17 protein-coding genes and 1 pseudogene are annotated in these 19,891 nt (G+C 58.7%); 5 read left to right on the top strand and 13 right to left on the bottom strand.

Annotated elements, in window-relative coordinates; translation table 11 throughout:
- Window positions 1-56 precede the first annotated feature (56 nt).
- The 3 genes from AACY02_RS21960 to AACY02_RS21970 form a co-directional block, all read right to left on the bottom strand.
- Entirely contained in the window at window positions 57-2,267 is a 2,211-nt protein-coding gene (locus AACY02_RS21960; protein ID WP_445261501.1) for an LTA synthase family protein, read from the bottom strand.
- 682 nt (window positions 2,268-2,949) lie between these two features.
- Window positions 2,950-3,429: a copper chaperone PCu(A)C gene (locus AACY02_RS21965; protein ID WP_339433752.1), complete on the bottom strand. Its 480-nt coding sequence runs from the start codon at window positions 3,427-3,429 to the stop codon at window positions 2,950-2,952.
- A complete protein-coding gene (locus AACY02_RS21970) occupies window positions 3,429-4,034 on the bottom strand; it encodes an SCO family protein (RefSeq protein ID WP_339433753.1) in 606 nt (201 codons plus the stop codon). Before AACY02_RS21970 ends, AACY02_RS21965 begins: the two co-directional genes overlap by 1 nt.
- A 388-nt stretch (window positions 4,035-4,422) precedes the next feature.
- Between AACY02_RS21970 and ycaC the strand changes: the two genes are divergently transcribed.
- Window positions 4,423-5,055 carry an isochorismate family cysteine hydrolase YcaC gene (gene ycaC, locus AACY02_RS21975; protein WP_339433754.1) on the top strand — a complete coding sequence of 211 codons (633 nt, stop codon included), beginning with the start codon at window positions 4,423-4,425 and terminating at the stop codon, window positions 5,053-5,055.
- 95 nt (window positions 5,056-5,150) lie between these two features.
- On the opposite strand, the gene AACY02_RS21980 is transcribed toward ycaC, so the two are convergent.
- From AACY02_RS21980 to AACY02_RS22020, 9 genes and pseudogenes are all read right to left on the bottom strand, one after another.
- The gene (locus AACY02_RS21980) at window positions 5,151-7,322 is read right to left on the bottom strand and encodes an ATP-binding protein (RefSeq protein ID WP_339433755.1); all 2,172 of its coding nucleotides are present in this window, start codon (window positions 7,320-7,322) and stop codon (window positions 5,151-5,153) included.
- A 124-nt stretch (window positions 7,323-7,446) separates the two neighbouring features.
- Window positions 7,447-8,985 carry a cryptochrome/photolyase family protein gene (locus tag AACY02_RS21985; RefSeq protein ID WP_339433756.1) on the bottom strand — a complete coding sequence of 513 codons (1,539 nt, stop codon included), beginning with the start codon at window positions 8,983-8,985 and terminating at the stop codon, window positions 7,447-7,449.
- Window positions 8,986-9,010: 25 nt separating this feature from the next.
- The gene (locus AACY02_RS21990; RefSeq protein WP_339433757.1) at window positions 9,011-9,316 is read right to left on the bottom strand and encodes a DUF6482 family protein; all 306 of its coding nucleotides are present in this window, start codon (window positions 9,314-9,316) and stop codon (window positions 9,011-9,013) included.
- 40 nt (window positions 9,317-9,356) lie between these two features.
- Window positions 9,357-9,725, bottom strand: a pseudogene (locus tag AACY02_RS21995) (short-chain dehydrogenase); the annotation flags it as partial.
- On the bottom strand, window positions 9,722-10,264 hold the full coding sequence (locus AACY02_RS22000) for a DUF3833 domain-containing protein (RefSeq protein WP_339433758.1): 543 nt from the start codon (window positions 10,262-10,264) through the stop codon (window positions 9,722-9,724). The pseudogene AACY02_RS21995 and the gene AACY02_RS22000, both read right to left, overlap by 4 nt.
- Before the next feature lie 125 nt (window positions 10,265-10,389).
- On the bottom strand, window positions 10,390-10,944 hold the full coding sequence (gene folE, locus AACY02_RS22005) for a GTP cyclohydrolase I FolE (protein WP_339433759.1): 555 nt from the start codon (window positions 10,942-10,944) through the stop codon (window positions 10,390-10,392).
- Window positions 10,941-11,390 carry a thiol-disulfide oxidoreductase DCC family protein gene (locus tag AACY02_RS22010; RefSeq protein WP_339433760.1) on the bottom strand — a complete coding sequence of 150 codons (450 nt, stop codon included), beginning with the start codon at window positions 11,388-11,390 and terminating at the stop codon, window positions 10,941-10,943. Before AACY02_RS22010 ends, folE begins: the two co-directional genes overlap by 4 nt.
- A 186-nt stretch (window positions 11,391-11,576) precedes the next feature.
- Entirely contained in the window at window positions 11,577-12,701 is a 1,125-nt protein-coding gene (locus AACY02_RS22015; RefSeq protein ID WP_339433761.1) for an alkene reductase, read from the bottom strand.
- 115 nt (window positions 12,702-12,816) lie between these two features.
- Window positions 12,817-13,494, bottom strand: a complete 678-nt coding sequence (locus AACY02_RS22020) for a type 1 glutamine amidotransferase domain-containing protein (RefSeq protein ID WP_339433762.1) — start codon at window positions 13,492-13,494, stop codon at window positions 12,817-12,819.
- Window positions 13,495-13,703: 209 nt separating this feature from the next.
- Between AACY02_RS22020 and AACY02_RS22025 the strand changes: the two genes are divergently transcribed.
- From AACY02_RS22025 to AACY02_RS22035, 3 genes are all read left to right on the top strand, one after another.
- The gene (locus AACY02_RS22025; protein ID WP_339433763.1) at window positions 13,704-14,288 is read left to right on the top strand and encodes a TetR/AcrR family transcriptional regulator; all 585 of its coding nucleotides are present in this window, start codon (window positions 13,704-13,706) and stop codon (window positions 14,286-14,288) included.
- Between the two features lie 180 nt (window positions 14,289-14,468).
- Window positions 14,469-16,595 (top strand): TonB-dependent siderophore receptor, encoded by a 2,127-nt coding sequence (locus AACY02_RS22030; protein WP_339433764.1) that lies wholly within the window; start codon window positions 14,469-14,471, stop codon window positions 16,593-16,595.
- 263 nt (window positions 16,596-16,858) lie between these two features.
- On the top strand, window positions 16,859-18,097 hold the full coding sequence (locus tag AACY02_RS22035) for an MgtC/SapB family protein (RefSeq protein ID WP_339433765.1): 1,239 nt from the start codon (window positions 16,859-16,861) through the stop codon (window positions 18,095-18,097).
- A 28-nt stretch (window positions 18,098-18,125) separates the two neighbouring features.
- Here the strand turns inward: AACY02_RS22035 and AACY02_RS22040 are convergent, their stop codons facing one another.
- Window positions 18,126-19,193 (bottom strand): ArsO family NAD(P)H-dependent flavin-containing monooxygenase, encoded by a 1,068-nt coding sequence (locus AACY02_RS22040; protein WP_339433766.1) that lies wholly within the window; start codon window positions 19,191-19,193, stop codon window positions 18,126-18,128.
- Window positions 19,194-19,662: 469 nt separating this feature from the next.
- Between AACY02_RS22040 and tssD the strand changes: the two genes are divergently transcribed.
- Window positions 19,663-19,891 (top strand): type VI secretion system tube protein TssD (gene tssD, locus AACY02_RS22045; RefSeq protein ID WP_339433767.1); only part of this gene is annotated, 229 nt, incomplete at its 3' end.

Consider the following 19,891-nt stretch of genomic DNA (forward strand, 5'->3'; position numbering starts at 1 on the left):
AGTCGGCTAATAGCCCGACTATTGGACGCTGATAGGCAGAACCTCTTAACGCGGTGTCAACTCGACTGTGCGGCCTCATCCTCCGGCACTTCATCCAGCAGATCCTCTTGCCCTGGCAGCTCGGTGATCACACTGAAATCCGTGACTTCAACAGCGCCCGAGCCATAACCCAGCAAATGGAAGGAGAAAGCCTTGCGGTCTTGCGGATTATCGAAGCTGAAATCCATCTCCAGCGGCTGATCCGCCGTGGCGACCATTTCTGGCGGCAACCCGATCTGCACCTCTTTTTCGAATTCCTTGGCTTTGAGCTGAATGTACGCGACCTGGTGCGGATCAAGCGAACGCACAGTCATGCGTACGCGGGTGTACGAGCCCTTGGGCATTTCCAGGTATTGCGCGCCGATCAGATTGTCGGCCCAGTCATTATTGATCTGTGCCTGCAGCGCGATGACGTTGGTGCTGCCGAACTGATAGCGGTGATTGAGCGGCGTGCGCAGCAGGGACAGGTCCAGCGCATCGGCGCGCGCCGCGATCTGTCGGGCGCGATGGCCACTGTAGGTGCCCTTGAACGTGGCACTGTCGGCTATGAAACCGGCGCTTTCGTAATAGCGGCAGCGGCGCGGCATGTCACATTCGGAGAACATACCGTGGCCATCGTGATAGCGCAGCTTGCCGTTGGTGAACGACATCATTTCACGACCGGAATCGTAATCGCGAAACAGCGAACGGCCGCTCAATGAGTGAGGTACTGGCAGGGCGAAGTAGTCGAGGATCGAGGTGCTCAAATCAACATGGCCATACACCCCGGCCTTGAGGCGCGGGAGTTGCTCCTGCTCGGGTGCCAACGTCAGATTGAAACCCCATGACGAAGCCAGGCGCACGCCATCAATGCCGTGGGACTCATCGGAGGTGATCACCACCAGCGTGTCTTTCAACACGCCCTGGCGTTCGAGGCCACTGAGGAACTGCTCCAGTGCATCGTCGAGATAACCGACCGCCGCCTGCTTCGGCGTTTCGTAGCGCTCCCGATATTCTTCCGGTGCGGAGTAGGGCTGGTGCGTGCCTACGGTCAGCAATGTCAGCATCCACGGCTTTTTTTGCTTTTCCAGTTGGCCGACATAACTCAGCGCGCCCTCGAAGAATGCCTTGTCATCCTTGCCCCACGGAAATTCCACATAGTTGGCGTTGGTGAACCACTCCAGGCCATGGGTCGCATCGAAACCGATGTGCGGCATGATCTTGTCTTTGGCCATGAAACGCAGGCCGGCGCCTTGCAGATAGTGGGTGCTGAAACCGTGCGCGCGCAGTTGCGCCGGCAGACAAGCCTGATTGCGCTCGTTCAGGGTGAGCATTTCCACGCCTTTGGGCGTGCCGTTGTTGAGCTTGTCGTAATCGCCGCAGAGCATGGCGTACAGACCGCGAATGGTCTGGTGTGTGTGCACAACGTAGTCAGGTGTGTTCATGCCGCGCTCGGCCCAGCGACTGAGATTGGGCATCAGGTCTTCCTGATAATGGCTGCCAATGGCCTCGCGGTTGGCGCGGATGTAAGCGCCGGGAATGCCTTCCAGGGTGATGATCAGCACGTTGCGTGCCCGACCCGGTGCATTCAGCAGTTTCTGCCCGTTGAGGTCGACGTCGGTGAGTCCGGTCATGACCGGTGTGGTTTCCACAACATCGCCGTCCAGCCATTGCTCGGCCCGGATCTGCACATCGGCGACCTCAGTGGCTAGCAAATGGTGCGAAAGGCTGTACAAACGCCAAGGATCGGCCTCGCTCGGCCACAGGTTCTGTGCGCCCCAGTGCACAGCGAACAGCACCAGCGGCACACTCCAGAACGCACGGGGCAGGGCAGGACGGACAATGCCGCGTGCGGCAAACTGCGCCAGCAGCCAAAGCAACAGTGCCAGCAGCAACGAAATGCCCACCGCCGGATGCGCCAGTCCTGCGCCACTGGAGTTCTCGACAAACTGCGGATCGAACAGGTAATGCAGATCGGAAGGATTGGGCAGGCGACCGACGGCACTGACCAGTTCCGCAGTCGCCACCGCGAGCAAGCCCCAGAACAGCAGCAGCGGCAATGCCAGCCACCACGCGCGACGATGCAACAAAATCACCAGCGAACTGCCGATCGCCAGATCCGACAAATAACCCAGCGGAGTCGACCAGCCGAGTGTCGCGCGCAGGCACACTGGCACGATCAGCACCAGAACGATCAGGGAAAAGAGGCGGGCGTGTGGGTGTCGAAACCCGTTCAAAAGAGCGCTCACAAAAAAAGACCTTCCAGTCATCAAATCGTAAAAAAAGTGTGGGTGATGATAGCAAGGGTGGGCGGTCTGATCGCTTGTTTAAATACGTGGCTGATCTGTAGTTGCCTGTGCACAACGATCCAGGAAGCCTTGGCCGGCGTTCGTGTCGGCTCGATACACCGAACGGACGTGGTGATTCCGGCGGCCGATTTATTGTTTCAGACTGTTTAAGGTTCGCTGGCGCGGCTCCCGGTCGGTGTGTTTCTGGCCAGGGTGGTGGCTACTCAGTAGCATTTGCGCCCTGCGGATTTTTCCCTTTGCACGTCATGCGACGTAGCGCTCTCAAGGAATCGAAATACGTGACCCCCCAATGACGACAAACGAACGGTTGTGACGCAGATCAACGGCGAAGTACACCGCGAAACCCATATCAGCTTCAGCTCGGTCTGATCACTCTCGGGCTGTGGACAGCGGTCAACTTGGTGACGGGTTGACCGGGTTTCTTCGCAGCGGCCGGCTATCTTGGTTACCGCTGGCGTCAGGTGTTCAAGCGCAAGCAACAATCGGCGCAGGAAAAAGTGGAAAGACCAGCAGTTGACGCCCGTTCAGGGATGTCCAGGGCCAACGTGCCTGAATGACACGAAAAAAAACGGGGCGACCTGATGATCCAGGCCGCCCCGTTTTTTATTGCCGTAAAGTCAGATCAATGCATCTTGCTGTGATCGTGACCTTCCATGTTGGTCAGCGCGCGTACCGGCGCTTTAACCTCGATGGTTTCTTTCTCGCCCTTGGCGTTCTCAACGGTCAGGGTCAGCGGCACGCTTTCGCCTTCTTTGAGCTGGCCGTTCAGGCCCATCAGCATTACGTGGTAGCCGTTCGGATCAAGCTTGACGGCTTTGCCGGCCGGCAGTTCGACGAACTTCACCGGGCCCATGCTCATGACGTCGTTCTTCATGGTCATTTCGTGGATCTGCACGTCTTTGGCCACGGGCGTTGCGACGCTGAGCAGCTTGCTGTCGCTGTCGGCGGTGAGGGTCATGAACGCGCCACTGGCGGTCTGGGTTGGCACGGTCGCACGTACCCAGGCGTCGTCGACCTTGGTCTGCGCCGAGACCTGAAACGCCAGACCCATCAACGAAAGGGCGAAAACGGTGCGTTTGATGTTGTTCAGAACGGGGTGCATCAGCAAACCTCCATAACAGTTAGCAAATCTTCCGTGCATTCTTCTGCCGAAAGTGAGGTGGACAGTCCCAGGCGCAGTTCGCCGCGCGAGTCGTAGACATAACTGGTGGCGGTGTGCGAGATGGTGTAGGTGTCGCCGGCCGGCACCTTCTCGAAGAACACGTCGAATTCCTTGGCCGTGGCCTTGGTTTCTTCAAGCGTGCCGTACAGCGCGACGAAGGTCGGGTCGAAGGCCTTCATGTAGGCATCGAGAATCTCTGGCGTGTCGCGCTCGGGGTCGAGGCTGATGAAGATCACCTGCAAGCGATCGCCGTCCCGGCCCATGAGTTTTTTGATTTTTGCCGCACGGGCCAAGGTCGTCGGGCAGACTGCCGGGCACTGGGTGAAACCGAAGAACACCATTGGCATCAGGCCGCGAAAGCTCGACAGGGTCATGGTTTCGCCGTCGGTGTTCTTCAGTTTGAAGGTGCGTCCCATGATCTTGTTACTCAGATCCTTGCCGTACTTGTACGACAATTGGCCGCGGGTGTCGCAGCCGGCGAGCAGGCCAAGCCCGAGCACGCCCATTCCCGCAAGCACCTTGCGGCGAGTCAACAAAGCCGTCATCTAATACCGCCTTTTGCAGCCCGTCAGTCGGCAGGACTGGCGGGGGGTTAACCGTAAAAGCGGCGCATCATACCAAACTGAAGGCAGACGCCGGCTGCGGATCGGCGGACAGGGTGTCGCAGGGTGACAAAAGGTGTAAGAAAAAGTGACGAGAGATGGCGATAGCCTCCTGCAGATTTGACGTTGCGAGGTCGTCGCTGAGGACGGGTCCGTGACAGGAGTTCGAATAGATTGGCTCTGTAGTCACCGCCCTTTATCCAATGCCAATTGTCCTTTCTGAGTTGACAGTTAAACGCTTTTCAGCCGATTTATCTCGCCACGGTGCGTCAGTAATCTGTGCCCATCTTGAACGCAACAAGAACCCCCACAACTAAAAAGGAATGCACAGATGAACACTCCAACCTACAACCGCCTCAACAAAGACGACGCCGTAGTGCTACTGGTTGATCACCAGACCGGTTTGATTTCTCTGGTGCAGGACTTCTCGCCGAACGAGTTCAAGAACAACGTGCTGGCGCTGGCCGATCTGGCGAAGTTCTTCCAGTTGCCGACCATCCTCACCACCAGTTTCGAGCAAGGCCCGAACGGTCCGCTGGTACCGGAGTTGAAAGAGATGTTCCCTGATGCGCCTTACATCGCTCGTCCAGGGCAGATCAACGCCTGGGACAACGAAGACTTCGTCAAAGCAATCAAAGCCACCGGTCGCAAACAGATCATCATCGCCGGTGTCGTGACGGATGTGTGCGTCGCGTTTCCGACCCTGTCGGCGCTGGCGGAGGGGTTTGATGTGTTCGTGGTGACTGATGCGTCCGGCACGTTCAACACCACCGTGCAACAAGCCGCGTGGAGTCGCATGACCCAGGCCGGCGCGCAGATGATGAACTGGTTCTCGGTGGCCTGTGAGCTTCACCGCGACTGGCGCAACGACATTGAAGGCCTGGGTCATTTGCTGTCGCAGCGGATTCCGAACTACCGCAATTTGATGAATGGCTATGCGGCGCTGACGGCTCAACAGAAGTAAGCGAGCCGCGTCACACGAAAAGCCTGCCCTGAAAAGCAGGCTTTTTACGTCGCAACAAATTATTGCGGCACTTCAGAAGAATGTTCACGACAGCTTCATTCAACGTTAGCCGACATCAGGCTAACGACGCGCGAAACGAGGGTGTCGATCGCAAACGGCTTGGTCAACACCTGCATTCCCGGCCCGAGTTGACTGTTGCCAATGACGGCATTTTCGGCATAGCCGGTGATGAACAAGGTTTTCAGTTCAGGCCTCATTGCCCGGCCCGCATCGGCCACCTGTCGTCCGTTCATGCCACCCGGTAATCCGACATCGGTGATGAGCAAGTCGATTTTCGCAGTGGAGCGTAATGCTTCGAGTCCTTCGACGCTGTCGGCGGCTTCCAGCAGGTTATAACCGAGTTCGCCCAGCACGTCGCAAAGCAACATGCGCACGGAGGGTTCGTCGTCGACAATCAGAATTGTCCCGCCTGACTTGGCAAGAGGCGTTGTCGCGTTGCGCGTGGCATCCTGATTTGCCCGCGTTTCGCCACAGTACCTTGGCAGGTAGAGACTCATCGTGGTGCCTTGGCCCTCTTGTGAATGTACCCGCACCTGACCGCCGGATTGCTTGGTGAATCCGTAGATCATCGACAGCCCCAGGCCGGTGCCCTGGCCCAAAGGCTTGGTGGTAAAAAACGGGTCGAAGGCTTTGGCGATGACCTCGGGCGTCATGCCTGTGCCGGTATCAGTGACACACAGGGACAAGTACTCGCCTTCGGGCATGTCCTGCGCGCGGGCCGACGCCGAGTCCATTGTGCGATTGGCCGTCTCGACCGTGATACGCCCGCCATCAGGCATCGCATCGCGGGCGTTGATGCACAGATTCAGCAGTGCGTTTTCCAGTTGACTGGCATCGACCAGGGTCGGCCAGAGTTCGGGCGCCGCGACAGTCTTCAAGCGGATGGCGGGGCCGACGGTGCGCTGGATCAACTCGGTCATGCCGAGGATCAGGGAATTGACATCCGTCGGCCGTGGATCAAGCGTCTGGCGTCGCGAGAAGGCCAGCAATCGATGGGTCAGGGCCGCCGCACGTTTGGTGGCGCCTTGGGCGGTGACCATGTACTTATCGACGTCTTTCAGACGGCCTTGGGCGATGCGCTTTCCCATTAATTCCAACGCCGCCGAGATGCCGGCCAGCAGGTTGTTGAAATCATGGGCCAAGCCCCCGGTCAGTTGTCCGACCGCTTCCATCTTCTGCGACTGGCGCAGTTTTTCCTCGGTTTGCATGAGTTCGGCTGTGCGCGTCGATACGCGTTGTTCCAGTGTGTCGTTGAGCGCGCGCAACGCGGCGTTGGCCCGGTCGCGTTCGGCCTCGACGTTGCGTCGTTCCTCAACATCGATGAGTACGCCGGGAAATCGCAGCGGGGTGCCGTCATCGGCGCACTCGACGCGTCCGTTGGCCTCGATCCAGTTGTATGTTCCGTCTGCGCGGCGCACACGATACTGATGGGAGTAGGCGCCGCCGCGGGCAATTGCTTCGTTGATCGCGGCCGTAAGCCCGTCCCGGTCATCGGGGTGTACGGTCATCACGACTTGCTCCAGGCTCAGACCGGTGCGGCCCAACGCGGGATCAAGGTCAAAAATCCTGGCAAAGGACTCATCCATGGTGAAGCAATCTGTCGGCAAGTCCCAATGCCAGGTGCCAATAATGGCCCCGGCGGCGAGGGCCAGTTGCACGCGCTCGACGTTTTCACGCGCGACCGCCTCGCTGATCCGCAGGCGCTCTTCGGCGTCTCGGCGTTGGGTGACGTCGCTGAAGAAAATCGCGATTTGTCGATCGGCAGGATCGCCGACACGCACGGCGCGAACATCGAACCAGCGTTCAAAAGTATTGGCGTAGTTTTCGAAGTTGGCCGGCTCGCCGGTCTTGGCCACGTGCCCGTAAGTCTCGAACCAGAAACTCTCCAGGTTGGGGGCGAACTCGGTCACCCATTTACCCCGCAGGTTGACGCCGCATTGACGTTCGAACGCAGGGTTGGCCTCGACGAAGTAGTAATCGACGGGGCGATCGTCAGCGTCGAATTTGACTTTGATGATCGCGAACGCGGCCTCGATGGTTTCCAGGATGGTGCTGAAACGCGCCTCGCTACTGGCAAGCGCCGCTCGGCTGGCGGCAAGCTGGGCGGCCATATCCGGTGATGCTGCTGCGCTGCTCTCCAGAAGCAGGCGCAGACGCATGACCTCTGTCTCAAGCGCCTCGCGAGTAAGTTGCTTCAGAGTTTCCACCAAGGGGGCCTTCTTGATTTTTGTGTGAGTTCATTCAACGCGGCTCAAACGTACACCGGGAATCCTCACATTGACCTGTCACCGGGTGTTTAAGTTGCACCCGCACGGGGAAGGACGCCGGGTTTTATAGCGGCTCGCCACGATCCAGTGTGTCGAGCAGTTTCTGCCCCCGCTGCCAAAGCGCTTGTTGCTTGTCTTGCGGCATGCGGTCGAGGTTTCTGTACATCATGCTCATGCGCTGATTACCGCGTAGAAGATCGCCGTGGCGCATCAGGAAATGCCAGTACAGCGCATTGAAAGGGCAGGCGTTGTCAGCCGTGCTTTCGCTGACTTTGTAGGCACAACCGCGACAGTAGTCAGACATTCGATTGATGTACTGGCCACTCGCGCAGTAAGGCTTGGAGCCGAGATAGCCACCGTCAGCGTGCATGACCATGCCCAGGGTATTGGGCAGTTCCACCCAGTCGAACGCGTCCATGTAGATCGCCAGGTACCACTCGCAGATCTGGCTCGGCGCGATGCCAGTGAGCAAGGCAAAATTGCCCGTGACCATGAGCCTCTGGATGTGGTGGGCATAGGCATGTTCGAGGCTTTGACCGATTGCCTGGCGCATGCAGTTCATCTGCGTTTCGCCCGTCCAGTAGAACGCCGGCAAGGCCCGGTGGTTACCAAATGAATTACCTTGGGCATAGTCAGGCATCTTCAGCCAGTAAACCCCTCGCACATATTCCCGCCAGCCGATCAATTGCCGAATGAACCCCTCGGCTGCATTCAATGGGATGCGGCCAGACCTGTAAGCCGACTCAACGTCGCTGCACAGTTGACGTAAATCCAACAGACCGATATTGAGCGCTGCGCTGATCCGCGCATGGAACACAAAGGGTTCGTCGCTGGCCATGGCATCCTGGTAATCGCCGAACCCGGCCAGACCATAGTCCAGAAAGTAATCCCATAAGGCTTGGGCGTCGGCATGTGTGACCGGATAGTTGAAATTGTCCAGAGAGCCGTAGTGGCTGCTGAAGCGCTCTTTGACCAGTGCAAGCACGTCGCGAGTGATGGCGTCGCCGGAAAACCGCGCCGGGTAGGGCGCTTTCACTCCTTTGGGCAAGGCTTTGCGGTTTTCAGCGTCAAAGTTCCACGCGCCACCGACCGGCGTACCGTCGCCATTGATCAATAAACCGCTCTTGCGGCGCATCTCGCGGTAGAAAAACTCCATGCGCAGCTGTTTTTTGCCGGCCGCCCACGCGCTGAACTCAGCGCGACTGCACAGAAAACGCGTGTCGGCATGCCAGTCAATGGCTGAGCCGCATTCCTTGAGAGACTGTTCGAGGCGCCAGTCGCCGCATTCGGTGACGTGCAGTTCGTCCGCTTGTAGCAGGTCCTGCCAGCGGCGTAATTCCCCCGGCACCGATCCGCTGTTGTGCGGGGCATCAAGGGTGACGTACTCGACACGCACGCCTCTGGCCTGCAGCGCCTGGGCGAAATGACGCATGGCGCTGAAGATCAGCGCGATCTTCTGCGGATGATGAGGCACATGGCTGGCTTCTTCCATCACCTCGACCATCAGTACCGCATCCCGTTCGGGATCGAGCCCTTGCAATGAGGCCAGGTCAAACGACAGTTGATCGCCGAGGATCAGGCACAGGCGATTGACCTTGTTCATTCGGGGCAGCCCACCAGCGTTCGGTTCATAAAGGAGGTGTCAGCGAAAAAGGCAGGCGCAGTTCCTCGACAGGGCCTGTGTCCCGGCCGCACATTTCGTCGTGCACGCATTGCTGCACCAACACGCAGGGAAAGGCCGGAACGGTTTGCAACAAGTCACGCAGATGAGTGATTGAACGTAGACGCATGGGTTTGGCGGTATCGTCCAGCAAGGTGAATTGGCCTTGATCCATGCGGATGCGTGCCAGATAGAAACCAACTTCGAGCGACAGCAGTTCCAGTTCCCGTACTTCGCTGTTGGCGGCGTGCTCGGTGAGGGTTTGCAGATTCATGAATCACTCCTTGCCTACCAAGGTAGGCGTTCTCCGTCGTAGGCAAAGAAAGGCGCAAGACCATCGCCGGTCCCAGCGTGTTCACTTGAAACACGGCCTGCAGCGCGGCGTCTTCCATGGCGCTGTAACTTTTTTCCGGTTTGAGGGTGTCGCGATGTAGCAGGCCCGCAGCGTGCACGATCAACTGGTACGGCGCTTCTTTGGCCAGTTCGGCGGCGGCGCTGGCGATTGTCTGCGGCTGTTCCAGGTCAAGTGCGGGATCGGTCTTGCGCCCCAGTTCCCGCACACTTGCACACCGTGGGTCGTGTTTGAGCCACTCACAGAAGGCTGTGCCGAGTGCGCCGCTGGCGCCGATCACCAGGGCGCGGTAGCCGTCGCCCAGGGAGGTCATGGTGAGCGAATCACTCATTGATTTTCTCCCCCGGACTGGCGGCGGAAGAACAATGTCACCTGGCCGATCTCGACACCGAACTTGGACATGCGGGTGCGATTGATCAGCGTGTCCTCGTCCATCTGGTACATCCAGTCGTCCATGTTCACTTCATGAACGGAGCCATCGACCGGGAGGCTCAGGACATAGCGCCAACGTAATGCGTTGCCGGCCACTTCACCTTTGGCCTCGCCCACGACATCGCCAGCGCGACCGCGCCAATGGCCTGCACCTTCTGGCGTCAGGGTCCAGACGCGCCGCTCGCGAGTGCCATCGCTGTAGACGAAACGCTCGTCGAGAATCAGGTCATGACCCTGGCGATGACTCTGGATATTGACCTCAAAGCGTTTGACAACCTCGCCTGAGCGCTTTTGAAACATGCCCCAGGCTTTGACAGGTTTGCTGAAGAAATGCTCCAGGTTCAGGGCCGGTTGCTGGTCGGCATAGCGACCGACATCGACGCTGCCGCAGCTCGTGACGCTTAACACCAATGCCAGTACAACCAAAAAACGGGCCATTGCTTTACTCCCTGAAGACACGGGTGAAGGTGGAGAACACCCCTTTGAAAAGGCTTGTACAGATACCTATGCGTGTACAGGTTTGTCGGCGCATTTGATTCGACAAACCGACAACAAAGTCACTGTCATCGGCTGATCAGTTGAAGGAACTCCTGGCGTGTACTGGAGGACTTTCGAAAGGCACCGAGCATGACCGATGACGTCATGACCGAATTCTGCTTTTCCACACCGCGCATCATCATGCACATGTGCCTGGCTTCAATGACCACGGCCACACCAGCCGCGTCGGTAATTTGCTGGATCGCGTCGGCGATCTGTCGTGTCAGGTTTTCCTGGATCTGCAAGCGGCGCGCGAACATGTCGACCACTCGGGCCACTTTCGACAGCCCCAAGACCCGGCCAGTCGGTATGTAGGCCACATGGGCCTTGCCGATGAAGGGCAGCATGTGGTGTTCGCACAACGAGTAGAGCTCAATGTCGCGAACGATGACCATTTCATCGTTCTGTGACTCGAACAACGCGCCATTGATGATTTCTTCGAGATTCATCGTGTAGCCGTCGCACAGGAACTGCATGGCTTTGGCTGCGCGCTTGGGCGTGTCTCGAAGTCCTTCGCGGTCGGGGTTTTCACCGACGCCGAGAAGAATTTCACGGTAGTGACTGGCTAATGATTGAGTCATTCGGATTTCTCGCGGCGTTGCGGCTGGATAAGAGTGCGACAACTGCTGTGGCCGTCGTGACAACGCCGGCTGCCGTCAGGGTGAGGCAGCCACGCCAAGTGAGGGCGCAAGTGGCAGAACAGGCGATATGCAATGGCAAACAAAGGACGGGTCAAACGCCAGCTCAGGGGTGCAACCCAGATCCCAAGCCCTGCGGCTCGCCAGCTCCATAGCGTGGCGTCGAGGCCTTTCACCCAGCATCCATCGTCGAATCTTGCATGCAGTGAGGATTGCATTTGCGTAAGCGTGAAGCCCAGAGCGGCTGGATCGAAGTCCTCAGGGCTAAGGTCAACGAAGCGCAGTCGTGTTTCGACCGCATGTTGGCGCAACAGCTTGATTTCTCGCGCACAGAGTGGGCATTCACCGTCAAAGTAAAGCGTTAATGGCCACGGCTCTGAGTTGTACATTGTGGCGTGCCTTGTATAGGTTTTTTACAAAGATAGGCCGAAAAAATCGAGCTGACAATGGAGCGTCGTTCTTTTTGTGAAGATGGGAAGACGTTACATCCAGTCGCCTCTGAGGGTGGGAGACGGATTGGGTGGCGTAACGCAGCACTCCCGCAGGAGCGGGAGCACTTTGTCGAGATCCTTGCGTCAGGCGACGTATGCCGGGTAATCCACATACCCTTCGGCATTGCCGCCATACACCGTGGCCGGGTTCAACGCATTCAACGGCCAGTCGTTGGCGATTCGCGCAGGCAGGTCCGGGTTGGCCATGAACGGTCGGCCGAAGGCGACAAAATCCGCCAGGCCGCAATCGAGCAATTTCGCACCCGACTCAGCGTTGTAACGCCCGGCATAAATGATTGCGCCGCTGAAGGTATCGCGCACCGCCTGGCGAAAGGTCTCTGGCATGGCTGGCGCATTGTCCCAATCCGCTTCGGCGATGGACAGATAAGCGATGCCCACGTCTTGCAGCACCTTGATGGCCTCAATGTAAGTCGTGTGTGGATCTTCCTCGACCATGCCCAGGTAAGTCCGCGCTTCATCGGTGGTGGTGAACAATGGCGCGAAACGCACGCCAACCTTTTCCTTGCCGATGCACTCGGCGACGCCGGACACCACTTCACGCAGAAAACGCAGGCGGTTGTGCAGCGAACCACCGTACTGATCGGTGCGCAGGTTGCTATGGGCGGAGATGAACTGGTTGACCAGATAACCATTGGCGCAGTGCAGTTCGATACCGTCGAATCCGGCTTGCATCGCATTACGCGCCGCCTGGATGTAGAGCTGCACGAGCTCCTGGACTTCGTCGGTGGTCAGGGCGCGCGGGGTAGACGGCGCCACCAGTTCGCCGGCGCCAGGCGTGGTTTCGATGAACACACTGACCCGGTCAGTGGCCACGGCGGAGGCTGATACCGGCGCATCACCGTTGGGCTGCAACGCGATGTGGGAAACGCGACCGACGTGCCAGAGTTGGGCGAAAATCACGCCGTCACGGGCATGCACGGCTTCGGTGACTTTGCGCCACCCGGCGATTTGCTCGGCGGTATGGATACCCGGTGTCCAGGCATAACCCTGACCACGGGGTTCGATCTGGGTGCCTTCGGTGACGAGCAAACCAGCCCCGGCACGCTGTTGGTAATACTCGGCCATCAATTCATTGGCTACGTTGCCCGGTTGGGTACTGCGCTGGCGGGTGAGCGGTGGCAGGACGATGCGGTTTTTCAGGGTGTGAAGGCCCAGTGTGGCGGGCGTGAAGAAACTGCTGTGGTGCATGGAGGTGACCTTGATAAATGAGTGCGATCCGATCGCTTATTAGACCAGTCGACTATTGGGTGAATGAAAAAAAACACCGTGCAACACGCACACGGTGTTCGGATCTGTAAAAGAATCAGCCGAGCATTTTCAGCAGTTTCTCGGCCACAGCAGCGGAGCTGGCCGGATTCTGCCCGGTGACCAGTTGCCCATCAGCCACCACATACACCTGCCAGTCGGCGGCTTTGGTGTAGCGCCCGCCCAGACGCTGAAACTCGTCTTCGATCAAGAACGGCACCACATCCGTCAGGCCGACCGCGGCTTCTTCGGAATTGGTGAAACCGGTCACTTCGCGATTCTGGATCAGCGGTTTGCCATCCGCGGCAACGACGTGACGCAGCACGCCAGGTGCGTGGCAGACAAAACCATGGGGTTTGTTGCTGCGGTCGAAGGCTTCGATCAACGCGATCGAGTGTTTGTCTTCGGCCAGATCCCAGAGCGGGCCGTGGCCACCTGGGTAGAACACGGCATCGAAATCATCAGCGCTGACATCGGCCAGGCGCCCGGTGTTGGCCAGAACCTGTTGAGTGGCCGGGTCATTGCGAAAACGCTCGGTTTCAGCCGTTTGTGCATCAGGCTCATCACTTTTCGGATCAAGCGGCGGCTGGCCGCCAGCGGGTGAAACCACGGTGATCTGAGCGCCGGCATCTTTGAAGGCGTAGTAGGGCGCGGCGAACTCTTCGAGCCAGAAGCCGGTCTTCTTACCAGTAGTGCCAAGTTGATCGTGGGAAGTCAGAACCATCAGGATTTTCATAAAGCACCCTTGCGTTGATCAGGTGTTATCGAAGCGCGACGGATTCGCACGTTGTGGACACCCGTTGATGTTTGTCGGGGCACAGCATAGGTTTCAATTAGACCAGTCGTCTAGTGTTTTTTTTACCATGGGTTTTTATCGCTCGGGTATGGCAAACTCTCGCCTCCGTGAAATATACGACTGGTCTATTGTTTGGTAATTTGCGCCCCATGAAACCGACCTACGACGACACCCGCCAGCATTTGCTCGATACCGGCCACCGGATGATGGCCGAGAAGGGCTTCACCAGCGTTGGCCTCAACGAAATCCTGCAAACCGCAGGCGTGCCCAAGGGCTCGTTCTATCACTACTTCAAATCCAAGGAACTCTACGGCCAGGCGCTGCTTGAGGACTACTTTGTCGGCTACCTGGCCGATATGGAGCGGCGCCTGACACTGCCGGGCCTGAGTGCCTATGAACGGCTGATGGATTACTGGCAGGGCTGGCAGAATCGCTGCACCCTCGAAGGGCACGGCGACGAGTGTCTGGTGGTAAAACTCAGTGCGGAGGTTGCCGATCTGTCCGAGTCGATGCGCCTGACGCTGCGTGATGGCGCCGAGCAAGTGGTGGCGCGCATTACCCTGTGCATCGAGCAGGGCCAGGCCGAACAGAGCCTGCCTGAGGGCGATGCGCGTCAGTTGGCGGAAACGCTGTATCAACTGTGGTTGGGGGCCAGTTTGCTGAACAAACTGCAACGGACGGGGCAATCGTTGAACACCTCGATGGCGACCACCAGGCAGTTGCTCGGTAGTTGACATCGGCAACCTGAGGGATGCTGGCGAAGAACGTTAGAACGTTGTGTGCTTTTGGCGAGGTGAAATTACGCGCATAAGCGAATGGGAATACGTTTCAATTGCAGAATTTCCGGTATACCATGCGTCGCGGTTTGCTGGCCGTTTTGCCCTTCGTTTTTGCCTATCCGTAAGGTTTTCCTCATGCGTCGAACTCTGCTTTCCATCTGTGTGCTGCAGGCGTTGTCCCCTTATTCCTGGGCTGAGCAAGCCAATTCCGGCGCTTCAGCGCTTGAGCTGGAGGCAACCGACGTGGTTGGCACGGCAGATTACGAGCGGGCAGACGGCCCGGTACAGGGTTATCGCGCAACGCGTTCCGCCAGTGCCACGCGTACCGACACCTCGATTCATGACATACCGCAATCCATCAGCGTGGTGTCGAAGGACGCCGTTGAAGACATCGGCGCCACCCGTCTGCAAGACGCATTGGATTACGCCGGCGGCGTAGGGCGGGCGAACAATTTTGGTGGCCAGGGTCTGACCACGTTTACGGTGCGCGGTTTTACCACCGGTGAGTTCTATCGCAATGGTTTCCCGATCAATCGCGGTTATCCGAACATGCCGGATGCCAACATTATCGAGCGTCTGGAGGTTCTTCGCGGGCCGGCAACCATGCTGTATGGCCGAGGCGATCCTGGCGGTACGTTCAATGTCGTTTCCAAGCAGCCGCTCGCCGAGCCCACGGTCACATTGGGTAGCCAGTTGAATGACCAAGGCATGAAGCGCGGCACGCTGGACGCTTCCGGTCCGCTGGATGAAGAGGGGCGACTGGCCTATCGGCTCAATGTGGTGGGCGAGGGTGGCGATACGTTCCGTGATCACGTTGAAACCGAGCGCTATGGTGTGACGCCGGTTCTCACCTGGCAGGCGACCGATGCGACGCGGGTGATTTTCGAAGGCGATTTCATGCGCAACAATCATCCGCTGGATCGTGGCGTAACGCGCTACGCCAGGCAAATCGGCACCGCGTCGCGCGACACGTTCTTTGGCGAAAAAGACGCCGGCAAGTTGCACAACGATAACAACATGGCGCAACTGCGTTTCGAACACATTCTCAACGACGACTGGACGTTGGGCGGGGGCTTCCAGTGGCTGGAGGGTACGTTGCAGGGCAATGCGATCGAGGCCAATGGCATTGCAGCTGACGGTCGAACCCTGGGGCGCAATTTCAACTACCGCAAGCTGGAGTGGACAGACAAGGACACCCAGCTCAACCTGACCGGCCACTTCACCACCGGTGGTTTGCAGCACACGTTGCTGACCGGCATCGAATACGAAGACTACGACTACAATTCGATCATCCAGCGCTCCAGTGGCGCAGTGGGTGCCTATGCGATCGACATCTTCAATCCTGTCTACGGCCAGCCACGCCCGGCGTTGACCCGAACCCCGACCCACGACAAAGAAAACCTCAAGACCTACGCCGCGTTTGTGCAGGACCAAGTGGCACTGACCGAACGACTCAAGGTTCTGGCCGGGGCGCGTTTCGAGCGTTTCGAACACGACTACGAAACCTATGTGCCCGGCGCTAAAAGCTGGCAGGCCAGTGATAACGCGGTGACGCCGCGCATCGGTTTGACCTACGACCTGACCGACACCGTTGCGGTCTACGCGGACACTGCGCGCTCGTTCAAACCCAACACCGGCGCCAGTCGACAGGGTGGTGGCTTTGAGCCGGAGAAAGGCAAGTCCTATGAAATCGGGTTGAAGTGGGAGGCACTGGAGCAGCAGTTGAGCGTCGATGCGGCGATCTATCAGATCGAGAAACGCAACGTGTTGACCACCGACCCTGTGGACTCGACGTTCAGTGTGGCCGCCGGCCAAGTGCGTAGCCGTGGCCTGGACGTGAACGTCGCCGGCAACCTGACCCCCGAATGGCGTGTCATCGGCGGATATGCCTATGTTGATGCCGAGGTGACCAAGGACAACGTGATTCGTTCCGGTACACGACTGGTGAACATCCCGAAAAACAGCTTCAGCCTGCTCAACGTTTATGAATTCCAGGACGGTGCCCTCAAAGGGCTGGGTCTGGGAACGGGGCTCAAGTACGTCGATGAGCGCGCCGGACAAACCGCCAACACCGCTTTCTCGATGGACAGCTACACCGTTGTCGATTTGCTCGGCTACTACAAAGTCAATGACAAGGTGCGGCTCAACCTCGACGTGAAGAACCTGTTTGACCGCGATTACGAAGAGGGCGCGTTCGGCAACGTCTACGCCTATCCGGGGGCGCCACGAACGGTGCAAGTCGGGATCGCCTATACCTTGTAGAACGTCGTGTTGGGCGCCGGCGGTTTGAGGATCGGCAATGTCGCCAGCGATAGTCAGAGATCGACATCCTCCAACGGTTGACCGTCATCAACCTTTCGTCCTTCGCACTGGCGCAGTCTTGGGTCCATGCTGAACTCAGGCGAATGCACATGGGCATATTCCCTCGATAGTTCGCTGCGAAATGCTGCACCCTGCAACGAAACGACGCGCGGGGGTGTGCTACCGGATTGAAAGGGCTCAATACTCACTCGGACGGGGACGCTATGAATGAAACCCTTGGCATGACCGGTGCGGCGGCAGCGCTGGGGATCGGCATGCTCGTCGGTCTGGAGCGCGAACGGCACAAGGGCGAAGGGGCCAGCCGAGCCTTCGCCGGCTTGCGCACGTTCGCCATTACGGCGTTGCTGGGGTACGTGGCGATGCAGGTCGGTGGTGGTCTGCTGCTAGGGATCGTGGCGATCTGTTTAGCTCTGCTGATCACCGTGGCGTACTGGCGCAGCCTGAGCGACGACCCGGGCGTGACCAGTGAAGTGGCGTTGCTCGCGGTGTTGATATTGGGGGCCTTGTGTGGCACCGCGCCGGAACTGGCCATTGCCATAGGCGTGGTGATCGCGGGGCTGCTGACGTACCGCCAGAAATTGCATTACTTCGCCAACAGCCAGTTGACCGAAGCAGAAATGCGCGATGGTCTGGTGCTTTTGGTCGTCGCACTGGTGGTTCTGCCTTTGGCTCCGGACCGTTTCATCGGCCCCTACGGCGCGATCAATCTGCGCACCATTTGTACCCTGACCGTGATGCTGATGGCGGTCGGGGCCTTGGGTCATATAGCCGTGCGTAACCTGGGCACCCATTACGGCTACGCGGTCAGTGCCATCGCCTCCGGATTTGCTTCCAGCACCGTGACCATCGCCTCCATGGGACACCTGGTCACCAAGGAGCCGCAAAACATCAAAGTCCTGGCGGCGGCCGCGATACTGTCCAATCTGGCCACTGTCGTTCAGGTTGGCTTGATCCTGGCGGCGGTCGACACCGCTCTGCTACGTCACATGTGGGCGCCGCTGTTAGGCGGTTTCGCCGCCACAGCGTTGTACGGCGTGTGCCTGATGTTTCCCAGGCCTGACGCCCGCGCCAACCAACCGATCAAGGTTGGAGGTGCGTTTAACCTCAAGCTGGCCTTGGTCGTGACGTTGGCCCTGACGGGCATCACCTTGTTGTCGTCGGTCATGCTCAACCTCTTTGGTGAGGTGGGTGTGATGTTGACGGCCACGTTTACCGGTTTCGCTGACGCACACGCTTCAACGGCATCAATCGCCGCGTTGGCCGAATCCGGCCAGTTGCCGCTTGAGGCCATTGCTGGCCCTGCGCTGATCGCTGTCAGTAGCAACTCGGTGAGCAAGTGTGTGGTGGCGTGGGTCAGTGGCGGCCGACGGTTCGCCGCGTATGTGATTCCCGGCCAGGCAGGGTTGACGCTGGCGATGTGGGCGGGTGTCTGGCTGCAATGACAACGCCTCGCGTCGTAAGCGGGGCGATTCACTGCTCCATTAAAAATCCCTCAATCTCCTCAACGGTACTGCGCGCCGTACGGGTGACACCGATCAGTGTCGCGGATGCGGCGCCTGTCCAGTCTCCGTAACCCACCAACCACAAGCGCGGCTCCTGGATCGAACGCGTGCCTTCGACGGCCACACGCCCGTCGGCGGTACAGACGCCCAGTGACTCCAGATAGCCGAGGGCAGGGCGGAAACCGGTGCACCAGATCACCGCATCGACCGGTGTTTGCGAGCCATCAGCCCACGTCACGCCGGTTTCGGTGAAGCCCAGGAAAGGTCGAACCGCGTGCAGTACGCCGCGCTCCCGGGCTTCGACGACTGGCGGCACCATCACAATGTCACCCAAGCCACCCACCGGTTGCTCCACGACGATGCCCGCGAGTTGGGCTTTCCAGCGTTCTGTGGCGCGCTCGAACAGCACCCGTCCATCGACGTCATCAGCCAGAAATTGCGGGGGCTGCTGGGTGATCCATATGGTGTCGGCCACCAGGGACACTTCCGCGAGGATCTGTGCGCCGGAGTTGCCACCACCCACCACCAGAACTTTTTTTCCGGCAAATGGCTTGGCGTCAACGTAGTGAGCCGAATGCAGTTGTTGGCCGGTAAAGGTCTCACTGCCGGGGTAATGTGGCACGTAGGGATGACGCCAGGTGCCCGTTGCGCTGACGACCGCGCGCGCCAGCCAACTGCGGCCCTGGGCCTTTACGTGGAGGCGATCGGCCCAGCGCTCAACGGCGTTTACCCAAAAGGGGCGTTCGGTAGGGAATTGGTAGCGTTGCTCATACTGGCGCAGATAATCCAGTACGTGGTCGCGGCTCGGATAACCGTCCGTGACCGGCGGCATCATCCAGCCAGCGATGGAACTCCAGGTCGAGGGTGAAAACAGTCGTAACGAGTCCCAGCCATGCCGCCAGGCGCCGCCCGGCGCGTCTTCAGCGTCGATGATGACAAAGGAACGTCCGGTTCGGCGCAGAAAGTAAGCGACGGCAAGTGCGGACTGGCCTCCGCCGATAATCGCGACATCCACTTCAGGGCGGTTGGCAAGCATGTGCAATCCTCAAGTCGGCGAGAGTCTGGCTACGTTAACCCATCCGAATCGCGGTGTTGTTGACGTTTCTCAAGGGATGCGCACATCGGAGACAAAAACGAGGCCGATGGTCGTAAGTAGGAGGTGTGACTCCTGCGGGGGAGACAACTGAGCGGAAAATCCAGAATGATTGAAGTGCGCAACTTCTTGCGCACTCAAATGTGGATAACCGTGTGGACACATCTCTACAGCCCACGTAATCCGTTCTGTACAGACGAGTGCGCAAGAAGTTGCGCAGTACTGCGCAAGAAGTTGCGCACTTCAGACCTCAAATCCGCACGAAAAACAGTCAAAAACCCGATCAGGTGCAGCTTAACCCCCGGCTCCCGGGCACTTAACAAAACCTGGCACGCTCTTTGATGGCAGTCAGCCACCCACCGGGCGATTTAGCCTCCGGGCATTCTTAATTTTCAGCAAGGAGCACACACCCATGGCAACACCAGCGTACATGTCGGTTACCGGCGAAAAACAAGGCCTGATCACTGCCGGCGCCTTCACTGCCGACTCCGTTGGCAACACCTATCAAGAAGGCCACGAAGACCAGGTCATGGTTCAGGCGTTCAGCCACGACGTGATCATCCCGCGTGACCCGCAATCCGGTCAGCCAACCGGTCAGCGCGTTCACAAGCCAGTTGTGATCACCAAGGTCTACGACAAGG

It is taken from the genome of Pseudomonas sp. EA_65y_Pfl2_P78, assembly GCF_963970495.1.
GTDB classification, from domain to species: domain Bacteria; phylum Pseudomonadota; class Gammaproteobacteria; order Pseudomonadales; family Pseudomonadaceae; genus Aquipseudomonas; species Aquipseudomonas baetica_A.

Excerpts from the sequence above, each read along its gene's own strand:
- AACY02_RS21965 (WP_339433752.1), bottom strand. The coding sequence starts at position 3,429 with ATGCACCCCGTTCTGAACAACATCAAACGCACCGTTTTCGCCCTTTCG.
- AACY02_RS21970 (WP_339433753.1), bottom strand. The coding sequence starts at position 4,034 with ATGACGGCTTTGTTGACTCGCCGCAAGGTGCTTGCGGGAATGGGCGTG.
- ycaC (WP_339433754.1), top strand. The coding sequence starts at position 4,423 with ATGAACACTCCAACCTACAACCGCCTCAACAAAGACGACGCCGTAGTG.
- AACY02_RS21985 (WP_339433756.1), bottom strand. The coding sequence starts at position 8,985 with ATGAACAAGGTCAATCGCCTGTGCCTGATCCTCGGCGATCAACTGTCG.
- AACY02_RS21990 (WP_339433757.1), bottom strand. The coding sequence starts at position 9,316 with ATGAATCTGCAAACCCTCACCGAGCACGCCGCCAACAGCGAAGTACGG.
- AACY02_RS22000 (WP_339433758.1), bottom strand. The coding sequence starts at position 10,264 with ATGGCCCGTTTTTTGGTTGTACTGGCATTGGTGTTAAGCGTCACGAGC.
- folE (WP_339433759.1), bottom strand. The coding sequence starts at position 10,944 with ATGACTCAATCATTAGCCAGTCACTACCGTGAAATTCTTCTCGGCGTC.
- AACY02_RS22010 (WP_339433760.1), bottom strand. The coding sequence starts at position 11,390 with ATGTACAACTCAGAGCCGTGGCCATTAACGCTTTACTTTGACGGTGAA.
- AACY02_RS22015 (WP_339433761.1), bottom strand. The coding sequence starts at position 12,701 with ATGCACCACAGCAGTTTCTTCACGCCCGCCACACTGGGCCTTCACACC.
- AACY02_RS22020 (WP_339433762.1), bottom strand. The coding sequence starts at position 13,494 with ATGAAAATCCTGATGGTTCTGACTTCCCACGATCAACTTGGCACTACT.
- AACY02_RS22025 (WP_339433763.1), top strand. The coding sequence starts at position 13,704 with ATGAAACCGACCTACGACGACACCCGCCAGCATTTGCTCGATACCGGC.
- AACY02_RS22030 (WP_339433764.1), top strand. The coding sequence starts at position 14,469 with ATGCGTCGAACTCTGCTTTCCATCTGTGTGCTGCAGGCGTTGTCCCCT.
- AACY02_RS22035 (WP_339433765.1), top strand. The coding sequence starts at position 16,859 with ATGAATGAAACCCTTGGCATGACCGGTGCGGCGGCAGCGCTGGGGATC.
- AACY02_RS22040 (WP_339433766.1), bottom strand. The coding sequence starts at position 19,193 with ATGCTTGCCAACCGCCCTGAAGTGGATGTCGCGATTATCGGCGGAGGC.